Origin of the sequence: Alteromonas sp. Cnat2-8, from assembly GCF_022348355.1 — a bacterium.
GTDB lineage: Bacteria > Pseudomonadota > Gammaproteobacteria > Enterobacterales > Alteromonadaceae > Alteromonas > Alteromonas macleodii.
The window spans coordinates 43,031-55,509 of sequence record NZ_JAKREX010000004.1 but is presented as its reverse complement, the minus strand read 5'-3'; the positions used below and the strand labels follow the sequence as shown (position 1 = coordinate 55,509).

Below are 12,479 nucleotides of genomic sequence, written 5' to 3'. Positions count from 1 at the left end.
AATTAGTCGCCACTTCCTGTAGCAACACTGCTTTGGATGCGATCAGCTCTCGTCATTAAAGGCGTGAGGAAATAATATCCATCGCTTTTTCAAAGACTTGGTCAATATCCAAGTCCGTTGAATCTATAATTACTGCATCTTGTGCCGGTACCAAAGGAGCCACTGCACGTTGTGTATCGCGCTCGTCTCTCGCCTTAATATCGGTTAAAAGGCGCGCAATATTAACATCCATGCCCTTTGCTTTCAACTGGCTATAACGGCGTTCAGCACGGGCTTCTGCGCTTGCTGTAAGGAAAATCTTTACAGGCGCATCAGGAAATACCACTGTACCCATGTCACGTCCGTCAGCAACAAGACCAGGATCTTGTTGGAAAGCGCGCTGTCTGCGAAGTAATGCTTCGCGAACACGGGGTAATGCCGCAACTTTAGATGCCACCGCACCGACTTCTTCGGTGCGAATATCGTCAGTAACATCTTCGCCTTCTAATATAATGCGAGTGGTATCGCCATTCGTCTCGAAACTAACATCAAGACCGGTTGCTAGAGGAACAACACATTCTTCATCATCACACGGAAGGTCGTGGTGAAGTGCAGCAACTGCTAATACGCGGTAAATTGCGCCGCTATCTAGAAAGTGCCACCCTAATTTCTTTGCCAATAAGCTACTTAACGTACCTTTACCAGCACCACTAGGACCGTCGACCGTGACTACGGGTGTGGAATGCATACCTGCTCCATCGTTTAAATTACTAAAAATCGCGCGCAATTATACGCTTTAGTGAGAGATAAGCAATGCCGCCTCTAATTGGCGGCATTGAACATCAGGTTAAACCTGATTCAGATCAATGGGGCAAGTGAGGCGATTACCGGCATTGCCTACCATTATTTAAGAGGAATATTTTTTGAGCCTTTACGCGCTATACAGTGTTTTAAAGCGGGTAAAGTAGTCTGGGAACGTTTTGCGCGTGCAGCCCGGATCGTTTATTGTTACCGGAGTATCGCTTAACGCAACAAGCGAGAAGCACATGGCAATGCGATGGTCGTTATACGTGTCTATCTCAGCATGTTTTAGCGAGTCAGTCGGCCACACTTTAATATAATCATGCCCTTCTTCCACTTTCGCACCCAACTTTTGAAGCTCGGTGGCCATAGCCGCAAGACGGTCTGTTTCCTTAACACGCCAGTTATAAATATTAGTCATGGTAGTTGGACCTTCAGCAAACAATGCCGTAGTCGCGATGGTCATGGCCGCATCTGGAATATGGTTCATATCCATGTTCACGCCTTTAAGCGGCGCCCCCGTTATTTCAACATACTCATCGTTCCAAACCACCGTTGCACCCATGGCCTCAAGTACATCAGCAAAACGAATGTCACCTTGAATGCTGTTCTGGCCAATTCCGGTTACGCGTACCGTTCCACCTTTAATGGCACCGGCTGCAAGGAAGTAAGATGCTGACGATGCATCGCCTTCAACCATAAATTTATCCGGCGCAATATACTTAGCGTCACCAGAAATCGTGAACGTTTGGTAGTTATCATTTTTAACAGTAACGCCAAACTTCGCCATGGTATCTAACGTGATATCGATATAAGGCTTAGAAACCAACTCACCTTTTATGCGAATAGTCACATCACCAGAAAATAACGGCGCAGCCATTAAAAGGGCTGTTAAAAACTGGCTAGATACACTGCCGTCCACCGACATTTCGCCACCGTTTAAAGTTTTACCTTTAATTTGAAGCGGCGGGAAACCTTCGTTTTTGAGATAGGTTACTTCAGCATCAGCTTCGCGCAGCGCATCCACTAAATCACCAATTGGACGCTCTTCCATGCGTGGTTCACCAGTAAGTACTGTGTCGACATTACTAGCAGCAAGTGCCGCGCATAAAGGACGCATTGCGGTACCGGCATTACCTAAGAAAAGCTCAAGAGGCTCAGCTACGTTGAATGCGCCTCCGTTACCTTGTACAACGCATTGCGTTTTATCATCGCTTAAGCGATAACTAACACCTAACTTAGTAAGTGCATTGAGCATATGCTCAATATCTTCGCTATCAAGCAAGTTAGTTAATTCAGTTTCACCTTCAGCTAACGCGGCTAGCAGTAGTGCGCGGTTAGACAGACTTTTTGAGCCAGGTACATTGACCTCTCCCGATACTTTTGCAATCGGGTCTAATGTTAACTGCTCCATTTTATCCATTCACTCTTTCAAATTCGCGCATAAATTCAACTAGCGCAACAATGCCCTCTACTGGCATTGCATTATAAATACTGGCACGCATGCCCCCAACTGAACGATGCCCTTTAAGAGCAAGTAACCCTGCTTCTTGTGACTGTTTAAGGAACAATCCGTCAAGTTCAGCATTGGCTAAATGAAACGGCACGTTCATTTTTGAACGGTTGTCAGGGTGAACTTTACTTGAATAGAAGTCAGAGCTATCGATGGCTGAATATAATAACGCCGCCTTTTCAGCATTGCGTTTAGCCATAGCGTCAACGCCGCCCATATCTTTAAGCCATTCAAATACAAGCCCCGCTAAGTACCATGAGAACGTTGGCGGTGTGTTGTACATAGAGTCAGACTTTGCCGCTAATGCATAATCGAAGATAGATGGCGTTTCTTTACGTGCTTTGCCAACCAGGTCTTCGCGAACAATAACAACTGATAAGCCGCTTGGGCCGATATTCTTTTGTGCCCCAGCGTATATAACGCCATGCTTTGCTACATCTAACGGCTGTGACAATATAGTCGAAGACATATCAGAAACCAGCGGAACCTTGCCCGACTTTGGTAGCCAATCAAAAGCGATTCCATCAACGGTTTCATTTGGACAGAAATGGTAATACGCGGCAGATTGATCAATATCGCTCAACTGAGGCTGCGCAACGTAGTGACAGCCGTCTTTTTCAGACACTTCACCCACCACTTTGGCGTGGTTGTATTTGTTTGCTTCGTCAACGGCACCTTTAGACCAAGAACCGCTGACTAGGTGAAGACTAGTATCGTTAGCGTTGGATAAGTTGAGCGGTACAGCGGCAAATTGCCCACGCCCACCACCGTGCGTGAACAGCACATGGTAGTTGGAAGGAATGGACAATAAATCTCGTAAATCTTGCTCAGCTTTTGCCGCTATTTCAATGAAGTCTTTACCACGATGGCTTACTTCCATTACAGAGCAGCCTAAATCGCGCCAATTTGTAAATTCTGATTGTGCTTTTTCCATGACTTCTTTTGGAAGCATAGCCGGGCCAGCACTAAAATTAAAAACCTCTTTCATCGCGTTTTTCAACACCTGTAGATAATTACCGTTTAACTCGCTTTGTTTTGAACGTTTTGCGGGTCTATTAGGTAAACAAGCGGCTTAAGCCGCTTGTTTGAAAGAACACTGATAATGCGCAAGTATGAATACCTGCGCCCTATCCCTACTCTTCTGTCGTTGAGCCGTCACCGTCTTCTGCGGTGTTCTCTTGCTCTTGAACAGCAGTTTCTGCTTGTTCTGGCGCATCGTCTGAAATGATTAGGTTACCGTCTTCGTCGAATTCTTGTAACTCTTCCACTTCTTCAATGCGTTGTAACCCTACAACGTGCTCACCTTCTACTGTACGTATTAAGCGAACGCCTTGTGTGTTACGGCCTACTACTGACACTTCGCCTACACGGGTACGAACCAGTGTGCCTTGGTCACTAATAAGCATAATTTCATTGGTTTCGTCTACTTGAACCGCGCCAACCACTTTACCATTACGCTCAGACACCTTAATTGATACAACACCTTGTGTCGCACGGCTCTTCGCAGGGTAATCTTCAAGCGGAGTACGCTTACCGAAACCATTCTCTGTTGCAGTCAGGATTGGGCCATCGCCTTTAGGAACAATAAGTGATACCACTTTTTGACCATCTTGCAGACGAATACCGCGAACACCTGTGGCTGTTCTTCCCATAGGACGAAGTGCCAGAAGCTCTTCACCCGTCTCTGGGTCACGCTTAACTTCACCGGTTTCGCTGTCGCGAAGCTTCTCGTTGAAGCGAACCACTTTACCTGCATCAGAGAACAACATTATGTCGTCATCACCATGAGTGATATCAACACCAATCAGCTCATCACCTTCGTTCAGGTTAACGGCGATAATACCGCTTGAACGTGGGCGAGAATATAGGCTCAGGTCAGTCTTTTTAACCGTACCGTTTGCCGTCGCCATCAGTACAAACTTGCCTTCTTCAAACTCTTTAATAGGAAGAATAGCAGTAATACGTTCGTTTTCTTCAAGCGGTAGGATATTAACAATTGGGCGTCCGCGCGCGTTACGGCTAGCAAACGGCAACTGATATACTTTCAACCAGTACAAGCGACCACGGGTTGAGAAGCAAAGTATGTGATCGTGAGTATTAGCTACCAATAATCTTTCGATGAAATCTTCATCTTTCATCTTGGTTGCTGATTTACCACGGCCACCACGACGCTGTGCTTCGTAGTCTGTAAGTTTTTGATATTTCACATAACCTTCGCGAGAAAGCGTTACAACAACATCTTCTTGCTCTATAAGATCTTCAATATCAATATCGTGACTTGCTGCCGTAATTTCAGTACGACGCTCATCACCAAATTCATCACGTACTTTTTCAAGCTCTTCTTGAATCACTTCCATCAAACGCTCTGGGCTGTTTAGGATGTGAAGAAGTTCAGCGATGATCTCTAAAAGTTGCTTATACTCTTCTAGAATTTTCTCGTGTTCAAGACCTGTTAGCTTGTGTAAGCGAAGGTCAAGAATAGCTTGCGCTTGCTGTTCTGTCAGGTAGTACTTGCCGTCGCGAATACCAAATTCTGGCATTAGCCAATCAGGGCGTGCAGCGTCATCGCCTGCGCGCTCAAGCATTTGCGCTACATCACCTAAGTCCCAACCTTGTGCTACAAGCGATTTCTTGGCGTCTGCTGGGCTTTGTGACGCTTTAATCAACTCGATAATTGGGTCGATGTTCGCAAGCGCTATCGCCAAACCTTCAAGAATGTGAGCGCGGTCACGGGCTTTACGTAATTCAAAAACAGTACGACGTGTTACTACTTCACGGCGGTGAAGAATAAAGCATTCTAGCGTTTCTTTGAGGTTGAATACCTTAGGCTGACCGTTATCAAGCGCAACCATGTTAATACCGAATACCGTTTGAAGCTGGGTATTCGCATATAAATGATTAAGTAGGACTTCGGCAGATTCGTTGCGTTTAACTTCGATAACAATGCGCATACCGTCTTTATCAGACTCGTCTCGCAGTGCAGAAACGCCTTCGATGCGCTTTTCTTTTACCAGTTCAGCAATCTTTTCAATAAGACGCGCTTTGTTAACCTGGTAAGGGATCTCGTTAACAACAATGGTTTCTTTACCGTTGCTGTCAGTTTCAATTTCCGCCTTAGCACGAAGATAAATTTTACCGCGACCTGTGCGATACGCATCTTCAATTCCCTTGCGCCCGCTGATCATCGCCGCCGTTGGGAAATCTGGACCTGGGATGTGAGTCATCAAGTCGTCGATGGTAATAGACGGGTCTTGAATTAACGCTACGCAGCCGTTGATTACTTCGGTGAGGTTATGTGGCGGAATATTCGTCGCCATACCAACCGCGATACCCGATGAACCGTTAACAAGAAGGTTAGGCACCTTCGTTGGTAATACTTCAGGAATATGCTCTGTACCATCGTAGTTAGGTACGAAATCTACGGTCTCTTTATCTAAATCGGCAAGTAACTCGTGCGCAATTTTAGCCATGCGAACTTCGGTATAACGCATCGCAGCAGCAGAGTCGCCGTCTACCGATCCGAAGTTACCTTGACCGTCTACTAGCATATAGCGAAGTGAGAACGGTTGGGCCATACGAACAATAGTGTCGTAAACTGCAGAGTCACCGTGAGGGTGATATTTACCAATTACGTCACCTACCACACGGGCAGATTTTTTGTATGGCTTGTTAAAGTCGTTTTTCAGTTCGTTCATTGCGAACAGCACACGACGGTGCACTGGCTTCAAGCCATCTCTTACGTCAGGCAAGGCTCGCCCGACAATAACGCTCATCGCGTAATCAAGGTAAGAGTTCTTTAACTCTTCCTCAATATTAACGGGGAGGATTTCTTTAGCGTTATCAGACATAAACTGCTTAATCCCTTTATCTTGGTTTGTTCTGCGTTATCCAGCACTTCGCTTCACATCATTGTGAAAACAAGGCGTGGGAGCGCACTGTTATTATTATGTGGGTCATAATCGTGCTTCGAGTGTACCACTTGATGACAGAATTATGTAGCGCTTAATTACGCTTATTAATCAACTAAAAGGCAAGCGATTATTTTTCGTTCGACCCTTCTTATAATTTGTCTATTTCTGTTTAAAAACAGTGAAACACAACCGTAATTTACGATATCTTAAAAAGAGATAGATTAAGGATTGTTTTACTCATGACGAACGTCGATCAACAAGAAATCAATAAGTTCTCTGAACTCGCTTCACGCTGGTGGGATCCAGAAGGCGAATTTAAGCCATTGCACCTTATTAACCCACTTCGCTTAGACTTCATTAATCAACACAGTGAAGGCCTGTTTGACAAAAAGGTCGTCGATATTGGCTGTGGTGGCGGTATTCTAGCAGAGTCTATGGCGCGTGCAGGCGCGACGGTAACAGGTTTAGATATGGCAGAAGCGTCGTTAGAAGTAGCGAAGCTGCACGGTTTAGAATCAGGTGTAAAAGTTGACTACGTATGTTCAACTGCCGAAGCATTCGCAGAAGCAAATGCGGGACAGTTCGACGTGGTAACCTGTATGGAAATGTTAGAGCATGTACCCGACCCTGCTTCTGTTGTATTGGCCTGTGCTAAGTTGGTTAAGCCTGGTGGCCATGTTTTCTTTTCTACGCTTAACCGAAACCTAAAGTCGTATCTGATGGGGATCGTAGGAGCGGAATATATCCTTAAACTGGTTCCAAAAGGCACCCACGATCACAGTAAGTTCATCAAACCATCTGAACTTATGGCGATGACCGATCATGCTGGTTTGCTGCCTCGAGATATGACAGGTCTACACATGGACCCAATTTCTCAAGGCTTTTATCTCTCTGCGAATAATGTCGACGTTAACTACTTACTATATACAGTAGCGCAAAATTAATTTAACACTATATATTGGGTTGCGGCGATATTTTAAACACCATATATCGTGTTTATATAAAAACTATTTTCTAAGAATAAATTAATTTTTATGTCGAAGAAATTATTAAAAATGCTTGCAATCCAGATATTTTACGCTTGTAGAACGCTAAAAAGTTAGTTGTTACTAACATAAATTTCATGCCAGATTGAGTGCTTGAAATACCACCAGATATTGGGTTGCATTAAGACTAAAACCTCACTATCTTGTGTTTAATTCAGCACGTGATCCCAATGCAGATTTTCTGGGATCGCACAGATCGCTAACGAGATTATGGCAATGCCATATGCAGTGTGTGACATCAACCTCGCTGAAAATATAAATGCAGTGAAAAAATTAAATGAGCAGTCTCTACTTTGTACTTTCAGTATTGGTTTAGGCCGCTTTCGTGTGTGTTGTTATCTGGCGTGAGCCAATGGTGATAATGTCACTCACACTCAATAAATTAAAAATGAAAATGGGCATTACATAGCCCACGCATCAAGCGCTAACAGACAAACGGCCAGTAACATGAACAACAACTTATTAGTCACCAAACGCAACGGTGAAAAAGAGTCCATCGACTTAGAGAAAATCCACAAAGTCGTGACATGGGCAGCCAAAGGACTTAAAAACGTTTCAGTTTCACAAGTTGAAATCAAGGCACAAATCCAGTTTTATGACGGTATCAATACTAGCGAGATCCATGAAACCCTGATCAAATCAGCGGCAGATCTTATTTCTACCGATGCGCCAGATTATCAATACCTAGCTGCGCGCTTGGCCATTTTCCACCTTCGCAAAAAAGCCTATGGTCAATTTGAGCCGCCTGCCCTACTTGAGCATGTAGGTAAGATGGTTGATATGGGCAAATACGATAAGCACTTGCTTGAAGACTACACGCCTGAAGAATTTGCTGAAATGGACTCGTATATCGACCATTGGCGAGACATGAACTTCAGCTACGCTGCAGTTAAACAGCTTGAAGGTAAATACCTGGTTCAAAACCGAGTTACAGGTGAAATCTACGAAAGTGCACAGTTCCTATATATCTTAGTGGCGGCATGTCTTTTCGCAAATTACGATAAAGCGACGCGTATGGACTACATCCGCCGCTTCTATGATGCCGCTTCAACATTCAAGCTGTCATTGCCTACACCTATCATGGCTGGCGTACGTACGCCTACTCGCCAGTTTAGCTCATGTGTACTTATCGAAACCGGCGACAGCTTAGACTCAATCAATGCAACCGCAAGTGCCATTGTTAAATACGTAAGCCAGCGTGCGGGTATCGGTGTAAACGCAGGCCGTATTCGCGCGCTAGGTAGCCCTATTCGCGGCGGTGAAGCATTCCATACGGGTTGTATTCCGTTCTACAAATACTTCCAAACAGCCGTTAAAAGCTGTTCACAAGGTGGTGTTCGTGGTGGCGCTGCTACGCTTTTCTACCCTATTTGGCATATGGAAGTTGAATCACTGTTAGTGCTTAAGAACAACCGTGGTGTTGAAGAAAACCGTGTACGTCACCTAGATTACGGCGTTCAGTTCAACAAACTAATGTACCAGCGCATGATGAAAGACGGCTATATCTCACTATTCAGCCCGTCTGACGTTCCAGGTCTTTACGATGCCTTCTTCGCTGACCAAGAGAAGTTTGAAGAGCTATACGTTAAATACGAAAACGACGACAGCATCCGCAAAAAGCAAATTAAAGCGATGGAGCTATTCAGCTTGTTCATGCAAGAGCGTGCAAGCACAGGTCGTATTTATCTTCAAAACGTTGACCACTGTAATACGCACAGTCCGTTTAACCCAGAAGTTGCGCCTGTACGTCAAAGCAACCTTTGTCTTGAAATTGCACTACCAACTAAGCCATTACAGCACGTTAACGACGAAAATGGTGAAATTGCACTTTGTACGCTGTCAGCGTTTAACTTAGGTGCGATTAAGTCTCTTGACGAGTTTGAAGAGCTGTCTGATCTTGCTGTACGTGCCCTAGATAACCTGCTTGATTACCAAGACTATCCTGTTCCTGCTGCATATAACGCAACAATGGGACGTCGTACGCTGGGTGTTGGTGTTATCAACTTTGCATACTACCTTGCTAAAAATGGCGTTAAATATTCTGATCACAGCGCGAACGGTCTAGTTCACCGCACGTTCGAAGCAATGCAGTACTATCTACTTAAAGCGTCGAACAATCTTGCTAAAGAAAAAGGTGCGTGTCCTAAGTTTAACGAAACCACCTATTCTCAAGGCATCATGCCAATTGATAGCTACAAGAAAGATCTTGATAGCGTATGTAATGAACCACTTCATTACGACTGGGATGCACTTCGTGAAGAAATCAAAACTCACGGATTGCGTAACTCTACGCTGTCAGCATTAATGCCGTCAGAGACGTCTTCTCAGATTTCTAACGCGACAAACGGCATTGAACCTCCGCGTGGTTTTATCAGCATTAAGTCGAGCAAAGATGGTGTTCTTAAGCAAGTTGTACCTGAGTACGAAACGCTAAGAGACCAATACGAGCTACTTTGGGATATTCCTTCAAACGATGGTTACCTACAACTTGTTGGTATCATGCAGAAGTTTATCGACCAAACTATCTCAGCGAATACCAACTACGATCCAAGCCGTTACGAAGGTAACAAGGTACCAATGAAGCTTCTTCTTAAGGACCTTCTTACTACGTATAAACTGGGTGTTAAAACACTTTACTATCATAACACTCGCGACGGCGCGTCAGACACATCTGCTCTCGATGCTAAAGCGAGCGAGCCTATGCCACGTCAAGAAGAAGTGGTTGTAGAGGAAGATGATGATTGTGCAGGTGGTGCGTGTAAGATTTAGAACACGCCCCCTGTTTAAATGGCAAATGCATAAAAGGAGTTAACTGCATTTGCCATTAACGTTTCGCAGCAAGAACACAAACAATAATACGCGTTAATCATTAAGTTTTTAGTTAGGCCATCATGAAATACACTACGTTTAATCAGCAAAGTACTAATCCATTGATCGAGCCGATGTTTTTCGGTAACCCCGTAAACGTTGCACGCTACGACCAGCAAAAGCATGCCATATTCGAAAAGCTTATTGAGAAGCAAATTAGCTTTTTTTGGCGCCCTGAAGAAGTTGACGTTTCTCGCGACCGTGTTGATTTCCAAAAATTGACCGACCCAGAAAAGCACATCTTTATTTCGAACCTTAAGTACCAAACCCTGTTAGATTCGGTGCAAGGCCGTAGCCCGAACATCGCGTTCTTGCCTATTATTTCACTACCAGAGTTAGAAACTTGGGTTGAAACATGGTCTTTCTTCGAGACTATTCACTCACGTTCGTATACCCATATTTTGAGAAACTTGTTCTCAGACCCAAGCGAAATATTCGAAGATATCGTAGTGAATGACGAAATTAAGCGACGTGCTGCTGATATTTCTAAATATTACGATGATCTCATTTTCGCCACTCAGCTTTGGCAGACACAGGGTGAAGGCGTACATACAGTGAATGGTGTTGCACACACTATCAACATGTATGAGCTTAAAAAGAAGCTTTACCTATGCATGAACTCGGTGAACGCACTGGAAGCAATCCGTTTCTACGTGTCTTTTGCCTGCACATTCGCTTTCGCTGAACGGAAGCTGATGGAAGGTAATTCTAAGATTATTCGTTTGATTGCCCGTGACGAGAATCTACACTTATCTTCAACACAGCATATCCTTAATTTGTGGGCTAAGGGTAAAGATGACCCTGAAATGGCGCAAATTGCAGAAGAATGTAAAGAAGAAGCGCGTGCTATCTTCATGAACGCTGTCGAGCAAGAAAAGCAGTGGGCTGACTACTTGTTCCAAAACGGCTCAATGATTGGTTTGAATAAAGAAATTCTTTGCCAGTACGTTGAGTACATTGCGAATCAACGTATGTCTGCTATTGGTCTAGACACCCCGTTCGAGATAAGCAGTAATCCACTTCCATGGATGAATAACTATTTGAATTCAGACAACGTGCAAGTGGCACCTCAAGAGTCTGAAATCAGCTCTTATCTTGTTGGTCAAATCGACTCTGCCGTGAGCGAAGACGACTTTGCTGATTTTGAGCTGTAAAACTACAGCTTAATGAGCAGCAACGATAAATCACTCCGCATCGACGTTGTCGATGTGGGGGCGATTATTTCCCCTTCTGATTCCACTATCTTAAACGCCCTTGAAGCAGCGGACGTTCATATTCACTACCATTGTCGTGAAGGCTTTTGTGGTGCATGCCGCACAAAGCTAATTGAAGGCGAAGTTGAGTACACCACAGATCCCCTCGCCTTCATTGACGACGATGAAATTCTTCCTTGTTGTTGCGTGGCTAAATGCCCGCTAAAAATAAAAGTACCGCTGTAAAATTTTCATTCATCGCTCTCACTATCACTCTCACAGTGTTTCTGCGCGTTAGAGTAATCCACTTCAATAGTTTTACGTAGCAACTTAACACTAATCAAACGTAAGGATAATGTTATGAGTGAAGTTTCTGGAAAAGTTGTCATCATTACAGGTGCAAGTAGCGGGCTTGGAGAAGCAACGGCGAAAATGCTTGCGGATAAAGGTGCTAAATTAGTGTTGGGCGCCCGCCGTGAAGACCGTCTTAAAAAACTTGTAGATGAAATTGAATCTTCAGGTGGCCAAGCTACTTATCAAACGGTAGATGTCACGAAAAAGGATGAAGTCAAGGCGCTTGCGAAAGCGGCCATAGATGCCTATGGGCGTATTGACGTGCTCGTCAACAATGCTGGTCTTATGCCACTCGCTCCGCTTGACGAGATGAAAGTTGACGAGTGGGATCAGATGATAGATGTAAACATAAAAGGCGTTATGTATGGAGTAGCAGCTGTATTAGGACAAATGCGAGAGCAAAAAAGCGGGCATATTATCAATCTTTCCTCTGTGGCAGGTCATGTTGTGTTCCCTGGAGCAACGGTTTATTGCGCAACTAAATTCGCTGTTAAAGCAATAAGTGAAGGCATTCGCAGGGAGTCAAATGGTGAAATTCGCTCTACCAACATCTCACCTGGTGCAGTGGCGACAGAACTTACTGACCACATTTCTCACAAAGACTCAAAGCAAATGGCAGATGATATGTATGACGATGCTATCGATGCAGATGCTATTGCACGTGCAATAACATTTGCCATAGAGCAGCCTGGCGACGTAGACATAAACGAAATGATCATCAGACCTACCCGTCAGGAACTCTAATACAGCTCATTTCTAACGTAATGGTATTGATTGGCCATCTAATGATTAAGCCTGCAAATGCAGGCTTAAT

General features: G+C 44.4%; 9 protein-coding genes. 5 read left to right on the top strand and 4 right to left on the bottom strand.

Annotated features, from left to right (window positions below; translation table 11 throughout):
• Window positions 1-55 precede the first annotated feature (55 nt).
• The 4 genes from cmk to gyrA all read right to left on the bottom strand — a co-directional run bounded on the left by cmk (window position 56) and on the right by gyrA (window position 6,141).
• The gene (cmk, locus tag MHN00_RS11145; protein ID WP_014976668.1) at window positions 56-727 is read right to left on the bottom strand and encodes a (d)CMP kinase; all 672 of its coding nucleotides are present in this window, start codon (window positions 725-727) and stop codon (window positions 56-58) included.
• 183 nt (window positions 728-910) lie between these two features.
• A complete protein-coding gene (gene aroA / locus MHN00_RS11140) occupies window positions 911-2,194 on the bottom strand; it encodes a 3-phosphoshikimate 1-carboxyvinyltransferase (protein WP_239301173.1) in 1,284 nt (427 codons plus the stop codon).
• A gap of 1 nt (window position 2,195) precedes the next feature.
• The gene (gene serC / locus MHN00_RS11135; RefSeq protein ID WP_239301171.1) at window positions 2,196-3,281 is read right to left on the bottom strand and encodes a 3-phosphoserine/phosphohydroxythreonine transaminase; all 1,086 of its coding nucleotides are present in this window, start codon (window positions 3,279-3,281) and stop codon (window positions 2,196-2,198) included.
• Window positions 3,282-3,426: 145 nt separating this feature from the next.
• On the bottom strand, window positions 3,427-6,141 hold the full coding sequence (gyrA, locus tag MHN00_RS11130) for a DNA topoisomerase (ATP-hydrolyzing) subunit A (RefSeq protein WP_014949646.1): 2,715 nt from the start codon (window positions 6,139-6,141) through the stop codon (window positions 3,427-3,429).
• Window positions 6,142-6,443: 302 nt separating this feature from the next.
• Here gyrA and ubiG point away from each other — a divergent pair, with 302 nt between their 5' ends.
• From ubiG to MHN00_RS11105, 5 genes are all read left to right on the top strand, one after another.
• Entirely contained in the window at window positions 6,444-7,148 is a 705-nt protein-coding gene (gene ubiG / locus MHN00_RS11125; protein ID WP_014949647.1) for a bifunctional 2-polyprenyl-6-hydroxyphenol methylase/3-demethylubiquinol 3-O-methyltransferase UbiG, read from the top strand.
• Between the two features lie 549 nt (window positions 7,149-7,697).
• Window positions 7,698-10,019, top strand: a complete 2,322-nt coding sequence (gene nrdA / locus MHN00_RS11120) for a class 1a ribonucleoside-diphosphate reductase subunit alpha (RefSeq protein WP_014949648.1) — start codon at window positions 7,698-7,700, stop codon at window positions 10,017-10,019.
• 122 nt (window positions 10,020-10,141) lie between these two features.
• Window positions 10,142-11,272 carry a class Ia ribonucleoside-diphosphate reductase subunit beta gene (nrdB, locus tag MHN00_RS11115; protein WP_014949649.1) on the top strand — a complete coding sequence of 377 codons (1,131 nt, stop codon included), beginning with the start codon at window positions 10,142-10,144 and terminating at the stop codon, window positions 11,270-11,272.
• Between the two features lie 12 nt (window positions 11,273-11,284).
• Entirely contained in the window at window positions 11,285-11,557 is a 273-nt protein-coding gene (yfaE, locus tag MHN00_RS11110) for a class I ribonucleotide reductase maintenance protein YfaE (protein WP_014949650.1), read from the top strand.
• A gap of 114 nt (window positions 11,558-11,671) precedes the next feature.
• Window positions 11,672-12,409: an SDR family oxidoreductase gene (locus MHN00_RS11105; RefSeq protein ID WP_239301170.1), complete on the top strand. Its 738-nt coding sequence runs from the start codon at window positions 11,672-11,674 to the stop codon at window positions 12,407-12,409.
• The last annotated feature ends 70 nt before the right edge of the window (window positions 12,410-12,479 follow it).